This is a genomic window from Methylobacterium sp. WL7, from assembly GCF_008040085.1.
GTDB classification, from domain to species: Bacteria; Pseudomonadota; Alphaproteobacteria; order Rhizobiales; family Beijerinckiaceae; genus Methylobacterium; species Methylobacterium mesophilicum.
The window spans coordinates 27,419-50,998 of the sequence record NZ_VRVG01000002.1 but is presented as its reverse complement, the minus strand read 5'-3'; the positions used below and the strand labels follow the sequence as shown (position 1 = coordinate 50,998).

The window sequence follows — 23,580 nt, the reverse complement described above, 5'->3', positions numbered from 1 at the left end:
CCGGATCGTGTTCGGTCCTCCTGCCTTCCGCGGCCCGACAGTGATCTGCCTCGGCCGCGACTACCCGGATGGCGGGATCGTCGGCCCGCATTGTCACGCCCGCGCACAGCTAATCTACGCGATTGCCGGGGTGATGGAGATCCGCGCGGCGGGCAGCCTGTGGCTCGTTCCGCCGCAGCGCGCGCTGTGGGTCGGGGCCGGCGTCGAACACGCCATGCGCGCCCGCGGCGCCGTTTCGCTCCGGACCTTTTACGTCGCCGACCATGCCGTGCCGGCCGCGTTGCCGGCCGCGCCGACCGGCCTCGCGATGACGCCGCTCCTGCGCGAGCTGATCCTGCGGGCGATCCGCGACGCCGGGGCGGGCGATCGGGACGGACGGCGGGGGCGCTTGTTCGAGGTCCTGCTCGACGAGGTGGCCGCGCTCCCGCATTGCCCGCTCCGCTTGGCGATGCCGGACGACCCGCGGCTCCGGCGCGTCTGCGACGCGGTCCTGGCCCATCCCGGCGACCGGCGGAACATGGCGGCACTCGCCCGGGCTGCTGGGGCCTCGCCGCGAACGCTGGCGCGGCTGGCGGAGCGCGAGCTGGCAGTCCCGTTCTCGGTCTGGCGGCAGCAGGCCCGGGTCCTGGCCGCACTGCCGATGCTGGTCGGGGGCGGATCGGTCGCCGAGACCGCGGCCGCTTTGGGATACGACACGCCGAGCGCCTTCGCTGCGATGTTTCGGCGGATCATCGGAACGGCTCCGGCCGCCTATCGGGCCCAGGGCGCGGATTCCGTCGTCGCCTTCGGACGAGCCCTACAGATGCGCGAGGCCGGCCGTTCCGGTTGACGCGGGCTCGCGGTGCGTCCACATCTGTACCGATCGGTACAAACTGCGAGGATACGCCCATGTCGGACCGCCCGCCTTTGCCGCCCTTCACTTCGGAGACCGCCGCCCAGAAGGCCCGCATGGCCGAGGATGCCTGGAACGGGCGTGATCCCGAGCGGGTGTCGCTCGCCTACACGCAGGAGAGCGTGTGGCGGAACCGGAACGAATTCCTGTCGGGGCGCGCGGCGATCGTCGCGTTCCTGCAGCGCAAGTGGGCGCACGAGCTCGAATACCGGCTGATCAAGGAACTCTGGACCTGCGGCGGGGACCGGATCGCCGTGCGCTTCGCCTACGAGTGGCACGACGCGGCCGGGCAATGGTTCCGCTCCTACGGCAACGAGAACTGGGAGTTCGACGCGCACGGGCTGATGCGCCGCCGGCTCGCCAGCATCAACGATCTGGCGATCGCCGCCGCCGACCGGAAGTTCCACTGGCCGCTCGGCCGGCGCCCCGACGATCATCCGGGCCTGAGCGATCTCGGCCTCTAGACCCGGTGACGATGCTGACCGAAACGCTGCCGGTGCTCGCGGAGGTGTTTCGCGAGCGCGGCTACGCGGGCGCCGGCCTGGCGCTGATCGGCAAGGCCACCGGCCTGGGCAAGGGCAGCCTGTATCACCTGTTCCCGGGCGGCAAGGCCGAGATGGCGGCCTGCGTGCTCGCCGAGATCGACGCGTGGTTCGAGGCCAATCTGTACCGGCCGCTGCGCGAGGCGGACCGGCCCGAGACCGCGATCTCGGACATGTTCACGGCGGTCCATACCTATTTCCGGTCGGGTCAGCGGGTCTGCCTCGTCGGCGTCCTCGCGCTCGGCAGCGACCGCGACCTGTTCGCCGAGGCGGTGCGGGGCTACTTCGCCCGCTGGATCGCCGCCCTCGCCGACGCCCTGCGGCGTGCGGGGCACGGTGAGGCGGCGAGCGTCGCGCTCGCGGAAGAGATCGTCGCGCAGATCCAGGGGGCGATCGTGCTGGCGCGGGCGCTCGACGAGCCGGCAGTCTTCGCTCGCGCGCTGGACGCGCTGCGGTCGCGGATCGCGACCGCAGCGGGCTGAGGCGCCGCCTCAGGCGGCGGTGCGGCTCTCGACCATCCGGGCCAGGAAGGCGCTGCCGATCGGGATGACCGTGTCGTCGAAATTGTAGCTGGCATTGTGCAGGCCCGGACCGGGGTTCGAGCCAAGCCAGACATACGCGGCCGGTACCGCCTGGGCCATGTCGGCGAAATCCTCGCTGCCCATCTTCGGGGCGGCATCCGCCTCGACGTTGTCGGACCCGAGGAGTTCGGTCGCCACTGCGGTGGCGGCGGCCGCCTGCTCGGGCGCGTTCTCCAGAACGGAGAACATGTCGTGGATGTCGACCTTGATCTCGGCGCCGTACGCGGCGGCGAAGCCCGCGGCGAGTTCGCGCATGCGGGTTCCGGCGAGCGCCCGGAGTTCCCGGTCGAAGGTGCGGATCGTGCCGGCGAGCTGCGCCGTCTCCGGGATGACGTTGTAGGCCGAGCCGGCTGAGATCCGGGTGATCGACAGCACGATCGACTTCAGCGGGTCGGCGTTGCGCGAGACGATCGACTGAAGCGCCTGTGCGAGCCCGGTGGCGATCACGATCGGATCGATGCCGCCTTGCGGATGGGCGGCGTGGGCGCCCCGGCCACGGATGTGGATGTCGAAGAAGTCGGCCGCCGCCATGAGTGGCCCGGGGCGCAGCTTGATCCGCCCGTGGCCGCCGCCCGGCTGGTTGTGCAGGCCGTAGATCTCGTCGCACGGGAAGCGCTCGAACAGACCGTCCTTCAGCATCGCCCGGGCGCCGCCGCGGCCCTCCTCGGCGGGCTGGAACACGAACACGGCCGTGCCGTCGAAGTCGCGGGTCTCGGCGAGGTAGCGCGCCGCGCCGACCAGCATCGTGGTGTGGCCGTCATGGCCGCAGGCGTGCATCTTGCCCGGGTAGGTCGAGCGATAGGGGAGGTTGGTCTCCTCCTCGATCGGTAGGGCATCCATGTCGGCACGCAGGCCGATCCGACGACCGTTGTCGGTGCGGCCCTTCAGGAGCCCGACCACGCCGGTGCCGCCGACGCCGCGATGCACCTCGCAGCCGTACTGCTCCAGCAGGTCGGCGACGATGCCGGCGGTGCGCACCTCCTCGAAGCCGAGTTCCGGGTGGGCGTGCAGGTCGCGGCGCAGGGCCGTCAGCTCGTCGGCATAGGTCTTGATGTGGTCGATCGGGCTCATGTGCTCGGGCTCTCGGGGGACGAAGGCGTGGACCGGGCCGCAGCGTCGCCGACGGCGTCCGCGTCGGTGCGCCGGAACGGCGTGAGCGTGTCGAGGACGTCCACCGCCTCGGCGACGTGGGCCCGCTCCCGCTGCAAATAATCGGCCACCGCCCGGCGGAAGGCCGGGTCGGCGATGTCGTGGGCGGAGTGCATCAGCACCGGCCTGTAGCCGCGGGCCAGCTTGTGCTCCCCTTGCGCCCCGGCCTCGACCCGCTTCAGACCGCGGCTGATCGCGAAATCGATCGCCTGATAATAGCAGATCTCGAAATGCAGGAACGGGTGGTCCTCGATGCAGCCCCAGTTGCGCCCGTAGAGCGCCGTGTCGCCGATCAGGTTGATCGCCCCGGCGATGTAAGCGCCACCGCGGCGGGCCATGATCAGCAGCACCCGGTTGGCCATGCGCTCGGACAGGAGCGAGAAGAACCGGCGGTTGAGGTAGGGGCGCCCCCATTTGCGCGCGCCGGTGTCCATGTAGAAACCGTAGAACGCGTCCCAATGGGCCTCGGTGATGTCGGCGCCGGTCAGGTGCTCGACCGTGATCCCGGGGGCCAGCGCGTCGCGCCGCTCCTTGCGGATGGTTTTTCTTTTTCGGGACGCGAGGGCGTTCAGGAAATCATCGAAGCTCGCGTAGCCGGCATTCTCCCAGTGGAACTGCTGGTCGGTGCGCTGCAGGAAGCCCGCGGCCCCGGCCCGCTCCCACTCGGCCTCGCGCATGAAGGTGACGTGGATCGACGACGCCTTGGTCTCGGCCCGGAGCGCCCGCAGGCCCGCGACCAGGCCGGGGGTCGCCTCGTCCGGATCGGCCCCCGGGGCGATCAGGAAGCGCGGGCCGCTCACGGGGGTGAACGGCACGCTGACCTGCAGCTTCGGATAATAGGCGCCACCGACCCGCTCGTAGGCGTCGGCCCAGCCGTGATCGAACACGTACTCGCCCTGGCTGTGCGACTTCAGATAGCAGGGTGCCACCCCGAGCAGCGTGCCTTCGCGCTCCACCGCCACGTGGAGCGGCAGCCAGCCGGTCTTGCGCGCGACGCAGCCAGAGTCTTCCAGCGCCGACAGGAAGGCGTGCGAGACGAACGGGTTGTAGGTCTCGTCGCCCGCCGCCAGGGTCTCGGGGGAGAACGCGCAGGCATCCCAGGCCGCCGCGCCGATCTCCTTCAAGCCGGTCATCGCCCGCACGGTGAGTGAGGAGGTCTCCGGCGCCGGCCCGGGTGCTTGCTTCATGCGTCCAATCTAGCCGGGGCGGACAGCCGGGCAAGCGGGCGGATGCGCGCGGCTGCCCGACGGACTTGTCAGATGGACGACGGCGTCACACCGTCGGGCGGCAAAACCGAACCGCCCGCATCGATCACGGAACGAAGCCCTCGAACACCATCTGGTCCGCGTGCGCGCCCGCGCGGGCGCGCTGGTCCTCATTCCGCACCGTCCAGGCCATCACCGGGATGCGGCCGAGGAGGCGGCACAGGTAGGTCGGCGCGCAGGGCAGGTCGTCGACCCGCCACGACAGGAAGTCCGGCCGCGAGTCCGAAAAATGCAGCAGGTTGGACAGGGCCCGGCGTGTCGCCCAGGGCATGCCGGCATAGGCCGGGTCGTCCTGGGTGGTCTCCGCCACGATCCCCCGGGGAATCGCGGGCGGGCAGAGATCCCGCAAGGCGGCCACCAACTGCGGGTCGAAGGACTTCATCGCCACGGGGCCGCCCGAGGCGGCGGCGATCTCGGCCGCGCGGGTCACCAAGCGCAGGTCGCCGTCATAGCGGGACTTGACCTCGATCACGACCGGCACGGCCCCGGCCACCGCCGCCAGGAAGGCCGACAGGGTCGGGATCGTCTCGGCGGTCCCGCCGACTGCGAGGGCCCCGAGTTCGGCGGCGGACTTGGTCCCGACCGCCTCGCTCGCCCCGGTCAGCCGGCCCAGCGCCGCGTCGTGGAACACCATCGCCTCGCCGTCGGCACTCAGTTGAACGTCGCATTCGATGGCAAAGCCCCCCGCCACCGCCGCACGGGCGGCAGCCAGGGTGTTCTCCGGCCGGCCCGCCGCCCGGTCGTGCAGCCCGCGATGGGCGATCGGCCGCGCGGTGAGCCAGTCTGGTGCGGCCACGCTCACCGGACCTCGAAGATGGCCTCGACCTCGACCGCGGCGTCGAGGGGCAGTTCGGCGACGCCGACCGTCGAGCGGGCATGGCGCCCGCGATCGCCCAGCAACTCGACCATCAGGTCGGAGGCGCCGTTCATCACCCCAGCCACCGCGGAGAAGCCCGGGGCCGCATTGATAAAGCCGCCCAGCCGCACGCATTGCTCCAGGGCCCGGTCGAGGTCGCCCACCGCGGCTTCGAGCTGGGCCAGGACGTTGAGGGCGCAGAGCCGGGCCGCCGCCTTGCCGGCCTCGGCCGAGACGTTGCCGCCGACCTTGCCCTTGTGCTCGGGGGCGATTGTCCCGTCCGCGCCGAAGCAGACCTGGCCGGAGATCACCACGAGGTTGCCGGTGCGCACGAAGGGCACGTAGTTGGCCACCGGCGCCGCCGCCTTCGGCAGGGTGAGGCCCAGGCTCTCCAGACGGTCCTTGATCGTGCTCATCAGAATCTCCCATGCTGACTCGGCTCGGCGGGAGCAGGAGCATGCCCGCCCCCCGCCGCGCAAGGGGACCGGGGCATCGTCCCGAAAGGTGGCCGCCGGCTTTCGGAAAAAAGAGGATGCGACCCAAGAAGCGAGCGCGGCGTGCCGTTTCCAGGATCCGGAGCGACGCGCTCGTCCGGTGTCACACCGCTGAAATCCGATCCGCGCAAGCATCGCGCAGAGCTGCCGCGCACCCTTGACCGACGTCCCAACGTTGACAGGAGGCGGTCGTTTCATAGTAATCGCGCGCGTGCCGCCCATGACGAGGCGGCACTTTCATTTGGGGCCGGCACAATGCTTGCTCCGGTGCCTTGAGAGACGGAGACGGGATCCGTGACGTCAGCCCTTCTGCCGACCTACGTCCGCGCGCCGCTCGCCTTCGAGCGCGGCGAGGGCGCCTGGCTCGTGACGGAGGCCGGGGAGCGCTATCTCGATTTCGGCGCCGGCATCGCGGTCAACGGCCTCGGCCATGCCCATCCGCACCTCGTCGGCGCGCTCACCGAGCAGGCCGGCCGGATCTGGCATACGTCGAACCTGTTCGAGATCCCGGGCGGCGAGCGCTTCGGGCAGCGCCTCGTGGACGCGACCTTCGCGGACGTGGCGTTCTTCTGCAACTCGGGGGCGGAGGCCAACGAGGCGGCGATCAAGATCGCCCGGAAGTACCACGCGGCCGGCGGCAATCCGGAGCGCTACCGGATCGTCACCTTCGCGGGGGCCTTCCACGGCCGGACCCTTGCGACGCTGGCGGCCGGGGGCCAGCAGAAATACATCGAGGGCTTCGGCCCCAAGGTCGAGGGCTTCGACCAGGTCCCGGCCGGCGACTTCGCGGCTCTGGAGGCGGTGATCGGCCCGGAGACGGCCGCCCTGATGATCGAGCCGATCCAGGGCGAGGGTGGCGTGCGGGTGATCCCGCATGCGGACCTGCGCCGCCTGCGGGAGATCTGCGACGCGCACGGCCTGCTGCTGATCATGGACGAGGTCCAGACCGGCGTCGGGCGCACCGGCAAGCTGTTCGCGCACGAATGGTCTGGCATCACCCCGGACATCATGAGCGTGGCCAAGGGCATCGGCGGCGGCTTCCCGATGGGCGCCTGTCTCGCCACAAGCGAGGCAGCCCGCGGCATGACCGCCGGCAGCCACGGCACCACCTTCGGCGGCAACCCGCTTGCCATGGCGGTGGGCAACGCCGTGCTCGACGTGGTGCTGGCGGATGGGTTCCTCGAACGCGTCGCCCATGCCGGGCTGCTGCTCAAGCAGAAGCTGGCCTCCCTACGCGACCGCCACCCGCACGTGTTCCAGGAGGTCCGCGGCGAGGGCCTGATGCTCGGCCTCAAGCTCGGCGTGCCGAACACCGATTTCGCCGCCGCCGCCCGGTCGGCCCACCTTCTGGTGATCCCGGCGGGCGACAACATCGTCCGCCTGCTGCCTCCGCTGATCGTCGGCGACAGCGAGATCGACGAGGCGGTCCGGCGGCTGGACGAGGCCGCCTCCTCCTTCGAAGCCCTGCGCGGGGCGGCCGAATAGCAGGCCGATTCCGCTTCTACGAATCACCGCCCTGCGCCGCGTTCCGGTGCCGGGCGGTGCGAAGCATTTTCGGGCACGGTCGATCCCGCCGTGCGTGACGAGAATGCCCCTCACCAGGAGATAGAGTGTCGTTCATGATCAGGTGATCGTGGAGCAGGCTCTAGCGAACGTGACGCGATGAAAGCCCAGATTGACGGCCGGGCGCGTGCCCCAGTCCCGCACCCGAACGGTGCCGGCCCCCGCCACTTCCTCGACCTCAAGGACTTCTCCGGAGCGCAGCTGCGCGGGGTGCTCGATACGAGTGCGGCCATCAAGGCGCGCCGCCGCAAGGGTGAGCGCGCCGCCGAGCGCCCCTTGGTCGGAAAGACCCTCGCGATGGTGTTCGACCGGCCCTCGACCCGGACGCGCGTCTCGTTCGACGTGGCGATGCGCGAGCTCGGCGGCGAGACCCTGATGCTCACCGGCTCCGAGATGCAGCTCGGCCGGGGCGAGACCATCGGTGACACCGCCCAGGTGCTGTCGCGCTTCGTCGACGCGATCATGATCCGCATCCTCGACCACGGCCAGATGCTCGAACTGGCCGAGCACGCCACCGTGCCGGTGATCAATGCCCTGACCAAGGTCTCGCATCCCTGCCAGATCATGGCCGACGTGATGACCTTCGAGGAGCATCGCGGGCCGATCAAGGGCCGTACGGTGGCGTGGTCTGGCGATTCGAACAACGTCCTGGCGAGTTGGGTCCACGCGGCCGCGCGGCTCGACTTCACGCTCAACATCGCGAGCCCGCCGGAACTCGCGCCCCCGCCCGGCCTGATCGCCTGGGCGAAGCGCGAGGGTGCCACGGTCAATGTTGGCACCGATGCCTTCGCGGCCGTGGCCGGTGCCGACGCCGTGGTGACGGATTGCTGGGTCTCGATGGGCGACGACGACGAGGGTCACCGTCACAACCTGCTGAACCCCTACCAGGTGAACGCCAAGCTGATGGCCGCCGCCAACCCGGACGCGATCTTCATGCACTGCCTGCCGGCCCACCGCGGCGAGGAGGTGACGGCCGAGATCATGGACGGGCCGCGCTCCGTGGTGTTCGACGAGGCCGAGAACCGCCTGCACGCGCAGAAGGGGATCCTGGCCTGGTGCCTGGGTGCGGAGACGCCCTGACCTCAGGCTCGCACACCGCACCGGTCCCGATTTCCGGGGCAGGGCGGTCGCGAATTTCGGAATGCCGCCCCATATACGGGTGAGCGGGCGGCTTTCGCGGCTCGCCTCCCCATCACGGCTGCCGGACGGCAGCATCCCGGCGACGGATGTGGCGCGATGCGCCCCCTCTCCCGTGCCGGCGCGGGCGGGGTGAGGGAACAGATCGCTCCGGACGAGTCCTCTTCCTCACGCCATTCCCCTCCCTGCGGGAGCGGGATCCGCGCCCCGGCCTGTCGGAGCGGCCGTCGCGGGCGCCGAATGGATCGATCGGAGCGGGCATGACCTCAGGAACAGAGTCGCAATCCCAGGCGCAGGCGGTCGGCAACGGCCACGACGGCGCGGACGATGCCGTGCTGCCCTTTGCCGTGGAAGCCCTCGACGTACGCGGACGGCTGGTTCGGCTCGGCCCGGCGGTGGATACGATCCTGCGCCGTCACGGCTACCCGGATGCCGTCGCCCGGCTCCTGGGCGAGGCCGCCGCGCTGACCGTGCTGCTGGGCTCGTCGCTCAAGTTCGAGGGCCGCTTCCAGCTCCAGACCAAGACCGACGGCCCGGTGGCGATGATCGTGGTCGACTTCGAGGCGCCCGATCGCCTGCGCGCCACCGCGCGGTTCGACGCCGACCGGGTCACCGCCCTGGGCGAGCGCCCGCTGAAGGATGCCGACCTGATCGGTGCGGGCCACCTCGCCATGACCATCGACCAGGGCTCCGCGTCCAGCCGCTACCAGGGCGTCGTCGCCCTTGAGGGCCAGAGCCTGGAGGAGGCCGCGCACCAGTATTTCCGCCAGTCGGAGCAGATCCCCACGCAGGTGCGCCTCGCGGTCGCCGAGGCCGTGGAGGAGGGTGCCGGCCGGTGGCGCGCCGGCGGCCTGATCGTGCAGTTCCTGCCGCAATCGATCGACCGGGCCCGTCTGGCCGACCTGCCGCCGGGCGACATCCCGGAGGGGCACACGCACCTGTCCGGGCAGGCGGTCGAAGACGATGCCTGGGTCGAGGCGCGGTCGCTCGTCGGCACCGTGGAGGACCACGAGCTGGTCGATCCGAGCGTGTCCAGCGAGCGCCTGCTCTACCGGCTGTTCCATGAGCGCGGCGTGCGGGTGTTCGACCGTCAGCCGGTGCACGAGGCCTGCCGCTGCTCGCGTGAGCGCGTGATGGGCATGATCCGCTCGTTCTCACCGCAGGAGCGGCACGACATCGTCGCGGATGACGGGCGCATCGTCATCACCTGCGAATTCTGCTCCCGCCGCTACGACCTCGACCCGCAGGAGGTCGAGGCCGAGATCGGTGAGCAATCAAACCAGTAGATGCCGAGCCCGAGAAGCCGATCCGCCGGTCTTCGCGCCACACGACAGCCAAGCTTTTCGCGCGAAACGCAGATGCTTCAGTATTCGTTGCGCTGATTTTTAGGTACCTCGCATAGAACCGTTTCGGGACCTTCGACGTTGCGTGGCTGCTTCACTATCGGAGGAGACGCCATGCGAACGTTGTCGATCGGGTTGGCTGCGCTGTTGATCAGCACCTCGGCCTATGCGCAGCAGCCGGCCGGGGCCGATCGCGGCACCGAAACAGCCGGCCGGGCCGGGCCGCAGGCTGGCGCGCAAGCCGCCGCGGGACGTTCCGGCGCCGAGACCGGCCGCGCCGGGCAGGGCCGGGACGGCAATCGGGACTCCGGTGACAAGGTAGCCCAGGATCGCGGCCGAGCCGGCTCGGAAGCGGATGCGCGTGGCGGCGCTCGCGTCGAGCGTGATGCGCGCGGCGACCGGGATGGCGCGCGAGGCGAGCGGGCCGAGATCCGGAATGAGCGCGGCGAGAGCCGCACGGGGCGCCGGAGGGATGTCCGGTCGGATCGCGTCGAAGGTGGTGTCCGCCGCGAAGGCCGGTTCGTGGTGATCGGCGGTCGTCGGGTGGTCTACGGCTCGCCTGAGTACCGCCGCTTGATCGTCACCGGGAACCGCAGCCCTCGGGTCCGGTACGTGGTGATCCGCGGGCAGCGCGTCCTCTATGGGTCGCCCGAGTACCGCCGCCTCGTCGGCGTCCGCGAGAGCCGGCCGCGGGAACGCTTCGTGACCATCCGGGGCCAACGCGTCGTGTACGGCTCACCCGAGTATCGCCGCCTGGTGGCGGTGCGCGAGGAACGGTTCGTGACGATCCGCGGCCAGCGGGTGCGCTACGGCTCCGACGAATACCATCGCCTGAGCGGCGGCGGCACGGTCAACGCCGGCTTCCGGACCGAGACCCGCGCCGGCGTCCGCACCGACCGCCGCGACGGCGCCCGCAATGCCGTGGGCACCGAGGGCCGCGACACCCACCGGACGGCCGATCGCCAAAGCCGTGACGACGGCATACGCAGCGGCGACATGCGGGGCGGCCGGGAGGACGGCATACGCAGCGCATCGGAGCGCGGGGACCAACCGGGTGGCGCGCGGCCGGCTAACAACGACGGTGGCCGGATGGGGAACGCCGAGCGCGGCGGCATGAAGGCCGGTAGCGCTCAGGGCGGTGCAGCGCAGGGTGCCGGGAGGGCCGGCCGCAACTGAGCGAAGTCCGGGAGGGGCCCTCTCGGCCTCTCCCGGATGCCTAGGATCAGACTTTCAGCACCGGCTCGGCGATGTCGCCGCCGCCGCGGTTCTTCAGGTAATCCGGCTGGAACAGGCACATCCGCACGGCGTCGCGATAGCGTCCGTTCACGAAGAACTCGTCCTTGAGCACACCCTCGGGATGGAAGCCGCAGCGCTCGTAGATCCGTACCGCCCGGGCATTGTCTCGGTCCACGTGCAGATACAGCTTGTGAATGTTGAGCACGCTGAACGCATAATCCATGGCGATCCGGGTCGCCTGCCAGGCATAGCCCCGGCCCTGGAAGCTGGGGTGGATCGCGATCTGGAACTCGCAGCGCCGGTGCAGGTGGTTGATCTCCACGAGCTCGATCAGCCCCGCCGGCTCGCCGCTCGGATCGGCCACGATGAAGCGGCGCTCGGTCTGGTTGTGGATGTTGCGCTCGTAGAGCTGCTGCAGTTCGGCGAAGGACTCGTAGGCCTCCTCGAACCAGTAGCGCATGATGCTGTCGTTGTTGTTCAGCTGGTGGACGAAGCGCAGGTCCTCGCGTTCCAGCGGGCGCAGCTTGATGGTGATGCCGATGAGCGCGTTCATGACGCACAAGCCTCGATCAGGGCCCTCAGGAACCGCTCGCCCTTGCCGAGCGCGTCGAGGGTGATGAACTCGTCGGGTTGGTGGGCCTGGGCGATGTCGCCGGGCCCGCACACGACGGTCGGGATCCCGGCCTGCTGGAAGCGCCCGGCCTCCGTGGCGTAGGGCACCGCAATGGTGCGGTTGCGCCCCGCGAGCCTCAGGCACAGCCGTTCGGCCTCGGAGCCTGGATCTGGTGCGAGCCCCGGGATGTCGACCTCCTCGAGCGTCTCGATTCGCCCGTACTCACCGTAGCGGTTCAGGCGCTCGCGCGTCACCCGCTCGACCACCTCGGCGAACAGGCGCGGGACCTCGCCCGGGTCGAGGTCCGGCAGCCCGCGGTATTCCCAGAGGAAGCGGCATTCCTTGGCCAGGATGTTGCGCGCCGTGCCACCGTGGATCGTCCCGACATGGACCGTGGTGGCGGCCGGATCGAAGCGCCCGGAGGCGTCGCCGCGCTCGATCATCAGGTCGGCGATCCGGTTCAGGCCGGCGACCAGGTCGCAGGCCGCCGCCACCGCGTTCGCCCCCAGCGCCGGCCGGGCCGAATGGGCCTCGTGCCCGTGTACGGTGGTCAGGCAGGTGACGATGCTCTTGTGCGCGTCCGCGACCTCCATGCCGGTCGGCTCGCCGACGATCACCGCGCCCGGTCGCGGCAGGTCGACGCCGAACCGGGTGATCGCGTCCATCGAGCCTAGGCAGGTGGTCTCTTCGTCGTAAGAGAGCAGGATGTGGATGGGCCGCGTAAGGTTGGCTGCCAGCATGTCGGGCACCAGAGCCAGCGCCAGGGCGTCGAAGGCCTTCATGTCGACCGCGCCGCGCCCGTAGGCCCGGCCGTCGGCGACGCGCAAGGTGAACGGGTCGCTGGTCCAGGCCTGACCCGCCACTGGGACCACGTCGGTATGGCCGGAGAGCACGACGCCACCATCGGCCATCGGGCCGATGGTGGCGTACAGGGCCGCCTTGTCCCCGCCTGCGTTCGGCAGGCGCAGGTAAGGGACACCCCAACCGTCGAGATAGGTGCAGACGGAATCGATTAGGGCGAGGTTCGGCTTGTCGCTCTCGGTATCGAACGACACGAGGCGGGCGAGCATGTCGAGCGGGCTGAGCCGCTCGCCGATCCCAGGCATAGGTCCCTCCGGAGCAAGGCCCCGGAGCCGGGACCTCAATGCAGGCTGCGGCGGACGTGCGGGCTGTCGAGGGAGAAGGCGGGAATCTCGGCCTCGAAGCTCTCGCCGGCCACCGTCGCCATGGTGTAGCTGCCGGCCATCAGGCCATCGGGCGTGTTGAGCGGGCAGCCGCTCGTGTAGCAGAAGGACTCGCCGGGCTCTAGCACCGGCTGCTTGCCGACCACGCCCGTGCCCCGCACTTCCTGGCAGGCCCCGTGCCCGTCGATGATGCGCCAGTGCCGGGAGCGCAGCTGCACCTGCTCGCTGCCGGTGTTCACGATCTCGACCGTATAAGCGAAGAAATAACGACTCTCATTCGGCGAGGATTCCTCCTCGACGAAGCGAGGCTGAACGGTCACACGAATTCCCCGCGTCTCGGCCTTGTACATCGCCCTATTAGGCCCTTCTTCGAACGGTGCGATTCGATGAAGACGAATTGAACGCGCTTCACTGGCGGTGGTAGTGGCCAGTGAAATCGGCGTCAATTGCGGCGGACTACCTCGCGCGGATGATGCCGCAGCCTCGTCCGAGGGTGGTCGAGTCCGGCGCCGCGCGTATCGTACCATCCGGATTAAGCCGGCATTAGCCAGTCTGGGCGGAGAACGTTGGGGATCGCGGATCCACCCGGAGGCGCGCGAAGGAGTCGAGGCGCGATGAACGCGGGCGCAGGCCAGGATGCCGCCGATTCGCAGGCCGCCGATCCGGACGTCGAGACCCGTGGCGGCATCCTGCCGGCCGAGGCGATCGCGGCGCTGGCGCAGGCGGGCGGGATCCGCGCCGCTGCGGCCTTCGCGCCGGACCAGATCCAGCCGGCGAGCCTCGACCTGCGCCTCGGGGCCACGGCCTACCGGGTCCGCACCAGCTTCCTGCCCGGCGCGACCCGGACGGTCCAGGCCTGCGTCGAGCGCCTGTCGCTGCACAGGATCGACCTGCGCCCCGGCGCTGTGCTGGAGACGGGCTGCGTCTACATCGCGGAACTGCAGGAGGGCTTGGCGCTCCCCGCCGACCTCGCGGCGGCCGCGAACCCTAAGAGTTCGACCGGCCGCATCGACGTGTTCACGAGAGTGATCACCGACCGGGGCGAGGCGTTCGACCAGGTCGAGCCCGGCTATACCGGGCCGCTCTACGCCGAGATTTCGCCGCGCACCTTCCCGGTGCTGGTCCGGACCGGATCGCGCCTGTCGCAGATCCGCTTCCGCCGCGGGGCGCCGCGGCTGACGGAGGCCGAACTCGGCCAGTTGCACCTGCGCTCACCGCTGGTCGATTGCGCTGCCCCATCCTTCCAGGGCGGGGTCGCGGTCTCGGTGGACCTGTCCGGCTTCGATGGATTGATCGGCTACCGGGCCAAGCGCCATACCGGGCTGGTCGACGTCGACGCCCCGGGCCGCCATAGGGCGGCGGATTTCTGGGAGCCGCTGCCGGCCGACGGCTCGGGCGCCCTGATCCTCGATCCCGGCCAGTTCTACATCCTGGCCTCCAAGGAATCGGTGCAGGTCCCCCCCGACCACGCCGCCGAGATGGTGCCGTTCGATCCGCTGGTCGGCGAGTTCCGGGTCCATTACGCCGGGTTCTTCGACCCGGGCTTCGGCCATGCCGGAGCCGGCGGGGCGGGTGCCCGCGCCGTGCTGGAAGTTCGCTCCCGGGACGTGCCGTTCCTGCTGGAGGATGGCCAGATTGTAGGCCGGCTCGTCTACGAGCGGATGCTGGCGATCCCCGGGACGCTTTACGGCGCCGGGGCCGGATCGAACTACCAGGCTCAGGGGCTGAAGCTCTCGAAGCACTTCTTCCTGTAGCCCCGGCAGCCCGGACCCCGCGCGGGAGCGATGGTCGTATGGACGCGGTGGACCGAAAAATCCTGGACGTCCTGCAGCAGGACGCGACGCTGCCGGTCGCAGAGTTGGCCGAGCGCGTCGGTGTGAGCGCCGCCCCGTGCTGGCGCCGAGTCAAGAAGCTTGAGGCGTCCGGCGTGATCCGGGGCCGGGTCGCCCTGGTGGACCGCCGCAAGGTCAACGTCCCGACCACGGTGTTCGTGGCCGTGAAGGCGCCGCGCCACGCCGCGGACTGGTCCGACGCGTTCCGCCGGGTGGTCGCCGGCTTCCCCGAGATCGTCGAAGCCTGGCGCCTGACCGGTGAGATCGACTACCTGCTGCGCATCGTCGTGCCCGACATCGAGACCTACGACGCGGTCTACCAGCGCCTCATCGCCAAGCTCGAATTCTCGAACCTCTCCTCCTCCATCGCCATGGAGGAGATGAAGTACACGACCGCCGTGCCGACGATGTATATGGCGTGAGGCAGCTTTTCAGCAGGGCGTAGGGCAGGCGCCTTCGGCATCATCGCGACCAGGGACGCAATCCGGAGCGACGCGCGGTCCCGGCCCATCGCCGATGCGCCGTGATGCAAATCCCGGCCGGGATCTGCGCGTCACGCACTTCCGGCCGTCCCGAATCGACAACGCGAACGCGCAAAAGCCTCACGGCCAGACTGGAACGCCATCCAGCCCTGCGGTTTCCGGCAGGCCGCAGATGAGGTTTGCATTCTGGACGGCCTGACCGGCAGCCCCCTTGCCCAGATTGTCGACGACGCCCATCGCGATCACCAAGTTACGCTCGGGATCTGCCGCATAGCTGACGAACGCGAGGTTCGAGCCGGTCGCCCATTTGGTCTGCGGCGGCTTGTCGGTGACGCGGACGAACGCACGTCCGTCGTAGAAGCGCCGCGCCGCGTCCAGGCACTGATCCGTCGTGGCGCGGCCACGGCAGTAGATTGTGACGAGGACGCCGCGGGTCATAGGAACCAAGTGCGGTGTGAACACCAGCCCGGCCGCGCTGCCGCCGCTCAGCCGCTCGATCGTCGCGGCGATCTCGGGCATGTGGACGTGCTTGAGCAGGCCGTAGGGCACCAGGTTCTCGTTGCTCTCCGCGTATCCGAACCGGCTGTCGGCGCCGCCCCGGCCGGCGCCGGAGATACCGGTCTTGGCATCGATCACGATGTTGCCGGGCTCGATCAACTTGTCGGCCAGCAAGGGCGCCAGCGCGGTCAGGGTCGCTGCGGGGAAACAGCCGGGGTTGGCGACGCGAGCCTGATCCACGATCCGGGCCGGCCAGACGTCTGCCAGGCCGTATGACCACCCCTCGACGTAGCGGTGGTCACCACCGATATCGACGATCTTCACGTCCCTGGGGACGCGCGCCAGCGCCTCGGCCGAGGTGCCCGTGGGCAGCGACGCGAACAGCACGTCGAGCTTGGGCAGGGCCCCGGGGTCCCACTTCTCGATCACCAGCTCGGCCAGCTTGGCCGGCACGCCGGGGAAGCGATCCGCCAACCGGCTGCCGGCGCTACCCTCGCCCGCAGCGTAGACGAGGTCGAAGGACGGGTGACCCGCGATCAGGCGCATCGCCTCGCCGCCGCCAAAACCACTGATCCCGACGATGCCGACGCGAAAGCTCATGTTAGCGTCCTGCTGCTGGAGTGAGCGAACCGTCGAGCCGAGTGACGACTCGGTCGAGGGTCGCCTTTCGTTCCTGTAGCGGACTTCTGCCCTGCGCCGGAAGCAACCGCCGCAAGGAGGTACCACGCGTGAGACCCGGGCGACCGGGTTGCCATGCGCCGGCCAAGGAGCAAAATCCGAACGCCTCAGCCGGGCGCCGTATAGGCGCCCGCCGTCACCCCGCCGCGACCGCGTAGGTGCGGTGGACCGAGGACGCCCGCTCCCGGTGATCGTAGCCGTAGACGTGGATCGAGATCGCCGGCTCCGGGCCGTCGTTGGCGATCCGGTGCAGGTTCGGCCCCGAGGGCATCATGCAGGCCACGTAGCCCGGCTCCCGGACCGCATCGCGGGTCGCGACCGCGTGGCTGTCGCTGATCGGGCGATACCAGGTCTCCCGCAGGCTGCCGCTCAGCAGGCCGAAGCAGCAGGAACAATGGTGATCGTGCACCGGCGTGACGGCGCCTGGGCTCCAGACCATGGCCCAGACGCTGATCGCCCGCGTCCCGAACAGCAGGTTGCGGCCCAAACCCTCCGGCGGCGCGGCGAGCCGCGTCCGGTCGAGCAGGTCCGGGCGCGCCAGGATCCGCACCAGGGTCGTCCGGGCCGAAGCCAGGTAGGCGTCCGGCGAGCGCGCGGCCGAGAACGACAGATCCGCCATCATCGCCTCGATGTCGGCCGGATGGGTCAGCGGGGTCATGGCGATCTCCTTCGAAGCCCTCCGTCAGGCTGAGTGGAGCCTAGCGCGGAGGGGCCGGAGACGGGTTGCGAAGTCCGCGCTCGGATGGCCTGCGTGAGCAATGCTATTGCGCGGAAAGGCGGACGACAAAAATGTCATTCCAATCTTACTGAAAGGGGCGCAGTGAGACCGCGGGTCGGCCCGATGTCGCGCAATGAGACCAGCGCGCGTCGCATGCGATTCTTGGTCCGTCCGTGCGCAGCTCACCCACCGTCGTTGCGAGCGCTGGATAGAGGGGCCGGATCGTGCTTCGGCACCCGCCCGCGTCCATCAGGATCCGGCGACGGAGCGCTCGAAGGCACGCACCAGCGCCCGGTCGAGCTTGCCGTCCATGCCGTGCAGGATCGCCATGGCCGCGGCGGCCGGCATCGGGGCCCGGTAGGGACGGCGCTCCACCAGGGCGGCGTAGACGTCGCAGACGGTGATCAGCCGGACGATGTCGTCGATGGCGTCCCCGGCGAGCCCGTCCGGATAGCCCGAGCCGTCGAGCAATTCGTGGTGGTGGCGCACCACCTTCAGAACCGCGTCGTCGAAGCCGCCGGCCTGAACCAGGATCTGGTGACCCAGAGCTGCGTGCTCGCGCATCACGGCCCGCTCCGCCCCGTCGAGGGGACCGGCCTTGTTCAGGATCTCCAGGGGGATCTTGGCCTTCCCGACATCGTGCACGAGGGCGGCGCGCACGAGCTGCTGGCGGTCGGCATCGGAGAAACCGAGGTCGATCGCGAAGGTGGCGGCGAGGCCGGCCACCAGGAGGCAATGCTGATAGGTCGCGTCATCGTAGGCGCGCACCGTGTCGAGCCAGGCGGTGAGGCCGCCCTGGCCGATCGCCCCGAGGATCGGTTCGAGGCCGTCGTCGACCACGGCGGCATCGACCGATCCGGAGGCGCGCGCCGCGTCGAGCAGGTTGGCGATGACGGCGCCGGCCTTGTCGGCGGCCTGGACGACGAGGGGCGTCCCGACGCGCCCGCCCGGCCGCGGCACCTCCGGGACTGGCGGCAACTGCGCCAGCAGGGCCTCGGCCACGGTCTCGGCCGGCGTATCCACCGGGAGGCAGAGGCGCGCCCCGAGCCCGCGCGCCGCCGAAAGGCTGCGAGACCCCATGCTGCGCATCAGGAACACCCGCGGGAGAGCCGGGGCGGCGGCGATTAGGGTCCGCAGGCCGACGAGCGGGGAGGGCTGAAGTAGGTCGAGATCCGCCACCAGGGCGAGGCAGGGACCGGCAGGCGGCATCGCGGCCGCGTCCAGCACCGTGCAGGGGGCGATGTCTCCGAGCACGCGCAGGAGTTCGCCGCGGCGGTCGGGCTGGTCGGTGTAGAGGACGACGGTGCCCGCGCGCATCTGGCTCTTCGTGGCATGCCCCCGGGTCAGACAGGCGGCGGGATCCGCGTCGCGTCGCAGGCAGGCCGTTTTAGCGCCTCGACCTTGCCAGACGGTAACGCTGGATCCGCGCCTACTGCGCCGCCGCCGCGTCGAGCAGCCAGGCCACGTCGCCCACGCTGGTGACCCGCCCGGCCGGCAGGTCCTCCCCGGCGGCGAGCCGGGCCAGGGCCTCGCGCTTTCCGGCGCCCGTGACCAGGAACAGCACGTGCCGCGAGGAGGCGAGCGCCGGCAGGGTCAGGCTGATCCGCGGCACGAACGGCGCCAGACCGGCTTCCGGCACGGGGGCGACCAGCCGGTGGGGCTCGGCCACGGCCGGCTTGCCCGGGAACAGGGAGGCCGTGTGCCCGTCCTCGCCGAGGCCGAGCAGCACCAGGTCGAACAGCGGCCTGGAAGGATCGAGGCTGTCGGCTCCGTAGAAATCCAGCAGGGTCTGCTCGTAGGCTCGCCCTCCCGCCTCCGCGCCCGCGTCGGAGGGAATGAAGTGCAGGTGGGTCGCGGGGATCCTGGAACCGTGCCCGAACGCCTCGCGGACCATCCGGACGTTGCTGCGCTCATCGTCCCAGGGGACCACCCGGTCGTCGCCGAAGAACCAGTGGATCCGCTCCCACGGCACCCGGGCGGCATAATCCGGGCCGGCAAGCAGGCCGTAGAGCAGCTTCGGGGTCGAGCCGCCGGACAGGCAGATCGCGATCCGCTCGGATTCGGTCTCGCCGCAGGCCACGATCAGCCGCTCGGCCGCCTCGCGGGCGACCGCCTGCGGATCGGGCAGGACATGGGTTCCGGTGGGAAGGCTCATCGGCGCCTCGGGATGATTATCGGCTTCAGGACTTCTTGGGCTCCTGGTGGCCGCCGAACCCCTTGCGCATGGCCGAGAGCAGCTTGTCGGCGTAGCTCTCGTGCTCGCGGGAGCGGAAGCGGCGGTACAGGGCGGCGGACAGTACGGTCGCCGGGACGCTCTCCTCGATGGCGGCGTTGATCGTCCAGCGGCCCTCGCCGGAATCCTCGACGTAACCGGAGAAGTCGTGGAGGCTCTCGTCGCCGGCCAGCGCCTGGGCGGTCAGGTCGAGCAGCCAGGACGAGACGACGCTGCCGCGCCGCCAGACCTCGGCGATGTCGCCCATGTTCAGGTCGAAGCGCCGCTCCGGCGGAAGCGCATCCGAATTGGCGTGCTTCAGGATGTCGAAGCCCTCGGCATAGGCCTGCATCAAGCCGTACTCGATGCCGTTATGGACCATCTTGACGAAATGGCCGGCCCCGGTGGGTCCGGCATGGATGTAGCCCTGCTCGGCGCGCGGGTCGCGGCCGTCGCGGTTGGGGGTCTTGGGGATGTCGCCGATGCCCGGTGCCAGGGTCTTGAAGATCGGGTCGAGGCGGTCGACGGTCTCGGTGTCGCCGCCGATCATCATGCAATAGCCGCGCTCCAGGCCCCAGACGCCGCCCGAGGTCCCGACATCGACGTAGTGCAGGCCCTTCTGCTTCAGCTCCAGCCCCCGGCGCACGTCGTCGCCGTAGAAGGAATTGCCGCCGTCGATGATGCAGTCGCCGGATTGCATCAGGCCGCCCAGGGTCTTGACCGCCTCCTCGGTGATCGCGCCGGCCGGGAGCATCACCCAGGCGGTGCGCGGCACCTCCAGCTTGGCGACCAGATCCTCCAGGCTCGACGCGCCGACCGCGCCGGCTTCCACCAGCGCGGCAACCGCCGCCGGGTTCTGGTCGAAGACCACGGCCGTGTGCCCGTCGCGCAGGAGGCGCCGGACGATGTTGCCGCCCATCCGGCCGAGGCCGATCATGCCGAGTTGCATCGCTGCCATCCCTTACCGATCGCCCCCGCGGGGCGGGGCTTAAGTGCTTCGCCGGCTACGCCAATACTGAAGTATGCGGCGCACCCTTTTCCCGGACACCTGTAACGTAGTGAACGGCAATCCCGGATCCCGTGAGAAAAGCGCCGCGCAGCGGCTCGAACTCGACGCTGGGTCTCGATGTCACGACGTTTCGCGCGCTCTTGTGCCGGCCCCCGGGTCGCATTTCGCTGACGCTGCATGCGCCCGGGAACGGGCGGCCAGACCCATCCGCTCTCTAAGCCACGGCCGCCTTCAATGCCGCCGCCACGCGCTTCAGCCCGGCGTCGAGATCGCCCTTGATGTGGACCCGCAGCGCCCGGCGGCCGCGCTCGGCCAGCACCGCGAAGTCGCCCCGCGCCTGCGCGGCCACCACGGTGCTGAAGCCCAGCGCCCGGCCGGGGATCGGCAGGTCCTCGGAGGGGGCCGAGGTGATCTGCAGGAACACGCCGGTATCCGGGCCGCCCTTGTAGGCCTGCCCGGTCGAGTGCAGGAACCGGGGCCCGAATTCCAGGCAGGTCGCGACCTTCCGGGCGTCGCGCACGGCGAGCCGGGCCTCCTGCAGGATGCCGGCGGCCTTCGCGTCCCGCGGGACGTAGGCGAGCAGCCCGAGATAATCGCCGTCCTTCAGGCGGGCGAGCTGCGCCTTGAGCGCAGCCTCCAGGCCCTGCGTAGCCTGCGGCAGGGAAGCGGCATTCTCCCGGTCGGCGTAGAGGGCGACGGCGTCGTCCTCGAACAGTGGCGTCTCGGCGGGGAGGGCGCCGTTCGCTTCCGCTTCCGAGAACAGCTTCTTCGTCTCGATCTTGCTGGCCTCGACATCGGGCTGGTCGAACGGGTTGATGCCGAGCACCGCGCCGGCGACCGCGGTCGCCATCTCCAGGCGGTAGAATTCCTGCGGCAGCTGCTCGATCGAATCGAGGGTGATCCGGGCGATCGGGTGGCCGTCGCGCTCCAGGGCGCGCAGGGCCTCGTCCTGTGCCTCCTGAGCCTGACCGTCGAGGCGCAGGTAGATGAAGAACCGGTCGCGGCCATAGACCGCCGGGACGCTCGCCGGCTCGCCGTCCACCGGCACGAGGCCCTTGCCCTGCTTGCCGGTCGACTCGGCGATGAGCTGCTCGGCCCAGGCGCCGAAGCTGTCGATTCCCGGCGAGGCGATGATCGTGACCTTGTCGCGTCCGGCAAGACCCGCAACGCCCATCGCGGCACCGAGCAGCACGCCCGGATTCTGCGCGGGCGGCACCACCGGCCCGCAGGAACGGACCATGATCCGGGCCGTCTCCAGCAGCGCCTTCACGTCGAGGCCGAGGGCCGCGGCCGGCACCAGCCCGAAGGCCGACAGCACGGAGTACCGCCCGCCGATCTGCTTCACGCCGTAGAAGATTTTCTTGAAGTTATCGGCTTTGGCGGCGCGCTCCATGTCGGAGCCCGGGTCGGTCACGGCGACGAAGTGATCGCCCGCCCGGTCGCCCAACTTCTCCTTCACCCGCCCTAGGAAGTAGTCGCGAAAGACGTTCGGCTCCAGCGTCGAGCCGGACTTGGACGAGACGATGAACAGGGTCCGCCCAAGATCGATGCTCGCCTCCAGGGCGCGCACCTGATCCGGGTGGGTCGAATCGAGGATCTGGAGCTTCGGGAAGCCTTCGCGCTGGCCGTAGGTGAGGCTCAGCACCTCGGGGCCGAGGCTGGAGCCGCCCATGCCCAGCACCACGGCGTCGGTGAAGCCCTGCTGCTTCACCCACTCCGAGAAGGCGGCGTAGTCGGCGGCCTTCTCTAGCTCGTCCTCGACGATGTGCAGCCAGCCGAGCCAGCTCGCCTCGTCGTGGCCGGACCAGACCGTCGCGTCCCCGGCCCAGAGCCGGCGGATGGCGCCGCTCGCCCGCCAGGATTCGACAGTCTTCTTCGCCTCCGCGGCGAGGCTGTCGTCCATCACGAGGCTCTGGCCGTCGAGGCGCTGGCCGAGAAGCGCCGCGCGCTTGCCAGCGACCGCGCCGAGCAGGTCGTCGGCGGCGTCGATGAAGAGCTGCACGCCCTCCCTCACCAGCTGCTCGGCGACCTTCTCGATGTCGATGCCGGCCCGGGCGAGCCGGGTCATGACCGCCTCGGCGCCCGGCACGTCCTCTTCGATCGTCGCCCGCACGGTGCCGTGGTCACGGAACGCGTCCATGGTGGCGGGGGGCATGGTGTTGACGGTGTTCGGGCCGATCAGCTCCTCGACGTAGAGCACGTCGGAATAGGCCTTGTTCTTCACGCCCGTGGAGGCCCAGAGCAGCCGCTGCGCCTTGGCGCCCTTCTCGGCCAGGGCCGTCCACTTGGATTCGGCAAAAATCTTCCGGTAGCGCTGGTAAGCCAGCTTGGCGTTGGCGATCGCGACCTTGCCCTTGAGCTGGGCGAGCGCCGTCTTTTCGTCGGGGTCGTTGGCCTGGGCGATCTTCTCGTCCAGCAGCTTGTCCACCAGCACGTCGATCCGGCTGATGAAGAAGCTCGCTACGCTGGCGATCTTCGACACGTCGTGGCCGGCCTTGGCCCGCGCGTCGAGTCCGTCGATGAAGGCGCGGGCCACCGCTTCGTAGGCCTCCTGCGAGAACAGGAGCGTTACGTTGATCGAGATGCCCTCTTCCGTAAGCTGCCGGATCGCCGGAATGCCCTCCGGGGTGGCGGGCACCTTCACCATCAGGTTGTCGCGGGCGACCGCCTTGTGCAGGCGCCGCGCCTCGGTGAGCGTCGCCTCGGTGTCGAGCGCCAGGTAGGGCGAGACTTCGAGGCTGACGTAGCCGTCCGCCCCGTCGCTCGCCTCGTAGACCGGACGGAGCACGTCGGCGGCGGCCTGGATGTCGGCGATGGCCAAGCCCTCGTAGAGGTCGATGACGCGGCTGTCGCCGGTCTCCTGCACGGCCTTCAGGCTGGCATCGTACTCGTCCGAGTGACCGATCGCCTTCTCGAATATCGACGGGTTGGACGTCACCCCGCGCAGGCCGTCCTCCTCGACGAGGCGCTTCAGCGCACCTTTCTGGATGAAGCCGCGGGCCACGAAGTCCAGCCAGACCGCCTGATCCTGTTCGTCGTGCAGGGCCTTGAGCGCGTTCATGTCGGTTCCTCGTCTCGCATACCGCTACTCGGCGGGCGCCCTCCCTCCCCCCTTTGCGGGGGAGGGTGGCCCTCGCGTCAGCGAGGGTCGGGAGAGGGGAGCCCGGCTTCCAGAAGAGGCGCGACCCTCATGAAGGCCAAGCCATATTCTGCACCGTCGCTCCCCTCTCCCGACCCCCTTTCGGGGGCCACCCTCCCCCGCAGAGGGGCGAGGGGACCGTCGCGCATCCGCCGTT

General features: G+C 70.1%; 22 protein-coding genes. 9 read left to right on the top strand and 13 right to left on the bottom strand.

The genetic code is table 11. The features are described from left to right. Nucleotides 1–7 precede the first annotated feature (7 nt). Genes FV233_RS00855 through FV233_RS00845 form a run of 3 tightly spaced genes read left to right on the top strand, consistent with a single transcriptional unit; the run spans nt 8 to nt 1,916 of the window. Complete coding sequence (locus FV233_RS00855; RefSeq protein WP_210249474.1) at nt 8–829, top strand: helix-turn-helix transcriptional regulator; 822 nt, start codon at nt 8–10, stop codon at nt 827–829. 59 nt (nt 830–888) lie between these two features. After that, complete coding sequence (locus FV233_RS00850; RefSeq protein ID WP_147896353.1) at nt 889–1,356, top strand: nuclear transport factor 2 family protein; 468 nt, start codon at nt 889–891, stop codon at nt 1,354–1,356. 11 nt (nt 1,357–1,367) lie between these two features. After that, nucleotides 1,368–1,916, top strand: a complete 549-nt coding sequence (locus FV233_RS00845) for a TetR/AcrR family transcriptional regulator (RefSeq protein ID WP_147896352.1) — start codon at nt 1,368–1,370, stop codon at nt 1,914–1,916. Between the two features lie 9 nt (nt 1,917–1,925). On the opposite strand, the gene FV233_RS00840 is transcribed toward FV233_RS00845, so the two are convergent. The 4 genes from FV233_RS00840 to FV233_RS00825 form a co-directional block, all read right to left on the bottom strand. After that, nucleotides 1,926–3,086: a M20 aminoacylase family protein gene (locus FV233_RS00840; RefSeq protein ID WP_147854860.1), complete on the bottom strand. Its 1,161-nt coding sequence runs from the start codon at nt 3,084–3,086 to the stop codon at nt 1,926–1,928. Continuing rightward, nucleotides 3,083–4,351 (bottom strand): GNAT family N-acetyltransferase, encoded by a 1,269-nt coding sequence (locus FV233_RS00835; RefSeq protein ID WP_147896351.1) that lies wholly within the window; start codon nt 4,349–4,351, stop codon nt 3,083–3,085. Before FV233_RS00835 ends, FV233_RS00840 begins: the two co-directional genes overlap by 4 nt. A 124-nt stretch (nt 4,352–4,475) precedes the next feature. After that, nucleotides 4,476–5,225: a glycerophosphodiester phosphodiesterase family protein gene (locus FV233_RS00830; RefSeq protein ID WP_147896350.1), complete on the bottom strand. Its 750-nt coding sequence runs from the start codon at nt 5,223–5,225 to the stop codon at nt 4,476–4,478. Nucleotides 5,226–5,227: 2 nt separating this feature from the next. Further along, nucleotides 5,228–5,701, bottom strand: coding sequence for a RidA family protein (locus FV233_RS00825; RefSeq protein ID WP_147854857.1), 474 nt, complete (start codon nt 5,699–5,701; stop codon nt 5,228–5,230). Between the two features lie 372 nt (nt 5,702–6,073). On the opposite strand from FV233_RS00825, the gene FV233_RS00820 reads away from it, so the two are divergent. The 4 genes from FV233_RS00820 to FV233_RS00805 all read left to right on the top strand — a co-directional run bounded on the left by FV233_RS00820 (nt 6,074) and on the right by FV233_RS00805 (nt 10,998). Further along, nucleotides 6,074–7,264 (top strand): aspartate aminotransferase family protein, encoded by a 1,191-nt coding sequence (locus FV233_RS00820; protein WP_147896349.1) that lies wholly within the window; start codon nt 6,074–6,076, stop codon nt 7,262–7,264. A 177-nt stretch (nt 7,265–7,441) separates the two neighbouring features. Beyond that, nucleotides 7,442–8,422, top strand: coding sequence for an ornithine carbamoyltransferase (gene argF / locus FV233_RS00815; protein WP_147896348.1), 981 nt, complete (start codon nt 7,442–7,444; stop codon nt 8,420–8,422). A 317-nt stretch (nt 8,423–8,739) separates the two neighbouring features. After that, nucleotides 8,740–9,765, top strand: coding sequence for an Hsp33 family molecular chaperone (locus FV233_RS00810; protein ID WP_147854854.1), 1,026 nt, complete (start codon nt 8,740–8,742; stop codon nt 9,763–9,765). 171 nt (nt 9,766–9,936) lie between these two features. Beyond that, nucleotides 9,937–10,998, top strand: a complete 1,062-nt coding sequence (locus tag FV233_RS00805; RefSeq protein WP_147896347.1) for a hypothetical protein — start codon at nt 9,937–9,939, stop codon at nt 10,996–10,998. A 46-nt stretch (nt 10,999–11,044) separates the two neighbouring features. On the opposite strand, the gene speG is transcribed toward FV233_RS00805, so the two are convergent. Genes speG through apaG form a run of 3 tightly spaced genes read right to left on the bottom strand, consistent with a single transcriptional unit; the run spans nt 11,045 to nt 13,205 of the window. Further along, entirely contained in the window at nt 11,045–11,593 is a 549-nt protein-coding gene (speG, locus tag FV233_RS00800; protein ID WP_281406532.1) for a spermidine N1-acetyltransferase, read from the bottom strand. A 14-nt stretch (nt 11,594–11,607) separates the two neighbouring features. Continuing rightward, the gene (gene argE, locus FV233_RS00795) at nt 11,608–12,777 is read right to left on the bottom strand and encodes an acetylornithine deacetylase (protein ID WP_147896346.1); all 1,170 of its coding nucleotides are present in this window, start codon (nt 12,775–12,777) and stop codon (nt 11,608–11,610) included. A 35-nt stretch (nt 12,778–12,812) separates the two neighbouring features. After that, entirely contained in the window at nt 12,813–13,205 is a 393-nt protein-coding gene (apaG, locus tag FV233_RS00790) for a Co2+/Mg2+ efflux protein ApaG (protein ID WP_007562424.1), read from the bottom strand. 264 nt (nt 13,206–13,469) lie between these two features. Between apaG and FV233_RS00785 the strand changes: the two genes are divergently transcribed. Together FV233_RS00785 and FV233_RS00780 are read left to right on the top strand one after the other, a co-directional pair. Next, nucleotides 13,470–14,609, top strand: coding sequence for a 2'-deoxycytidine 5'-triphosphate deaminase (locus FV233_RS00785; RefSeq protein WP_147896345.1), 1,140 nt, complete (start codon nt 13,470–13,472; stop codon nt 14,607–14,609). 38 nt (nt 14,610–14,647) lie between these two features. Beyond that, the gene (locus FV233_RS00780; RefSeq protein ID WP_147856497.1) at nt 14,648–15,109 is read left to right on the top strand and encodes an Lrp/AsnC family transcriptional regulator; all 462 of its coding nucleotides are present in this window, start codon (nt 14,648–14,650) and stop codon (nt 15,107–15,109) included. Between the two features lie 180 nt (nt 15,110–15,289). On the opposite strand, the gene argC is transcribed toward FV233_RS00780, so the two are convergent. The 6 genes from argC to FV233_RS00750 form a co-directional block, all read right to left on the bottom strand. Beyond that, on the bottom strand, nt 15,290–16,267 hold the full coding sequence (argC, locus tag FV233_RS00775) for an N-acetyl-gamma-glutamyl-phosphate reductase (protein WP_147896344.1): 978 nt from the start codon (nt 16,265–16,267) through the stop codon (nt 15,290–15,292). A 214-nt stretch (nt 16,268–16,481) separates the two neighbouring features. Continuing rightward, nucleotides 16,482–17,003, bottom strand: a complete 522-nt coding sequence (locus FV233_RS00770) for a cysteine dioxygenase family protein (protein ID WP_147896343.1) — start codon at nt 17,001–17,003, stop codon at nt 16,482–16,484. A gap of 309 nt (nt 17,004–17,312) precedes the next feature. Further along, on the bottom strand, nt 17,313–18,380 hold the full coding sequence (locus FV233_RS00765) for an HD domain-containing phosphohydrolase (protein ID WP_147896342.1): 1,068 nt from the start codon (nt 18,378–18,380) through the stop codon (nt 17,313–17,315). A gap of 112 nt (nt 18,381–18,492) precedes the next feature. Continuing rightward, the gene (gene pgl, locus FV233_RS00760) at nt 18,493–19,218 is read right to left on the bottom strand and encodes a 6-phosphogluconolactonase (protein ID WP_147896341.1); all 726 of its coding nucleotides are present in this window, start codon (nt 19,216–19,218) and stop codon (nt 18,493–18,495) included. Between the two features lie 25 nt (nt 19,219–19,243). Next, the gene (gene gnd, locus FV233_RS00755; protein WP_147854503.1) at nt 19,244–20,224 is read right to left on the bottom strand and encodes a phosphogluconate dehydrogenase (NAD(+)-dependent, decarboxylating); all 981 of its coding nucleotides are present in this window, start codon (nt 20,222–20,224) and stop codon (nt 19,244–19,246) included. Nucleotides 20,225–20,498: 274 nt separating this feature from the next. Next, nucleotides 20,499–23,345 (bottom strand): bifunctional transaldolase/phosoglucose isomerase, encoded by a 2,847-nt coding sequence (locus FV233_RS00750; RefSeq protein ID WP_147896340.1) that lies wholly within the window; start codon nt 23,343–23,345, stop codon nt 20,499–20,501. Nucleotides 23,346–23,580 lie beyond the last annotated feature (235 nt).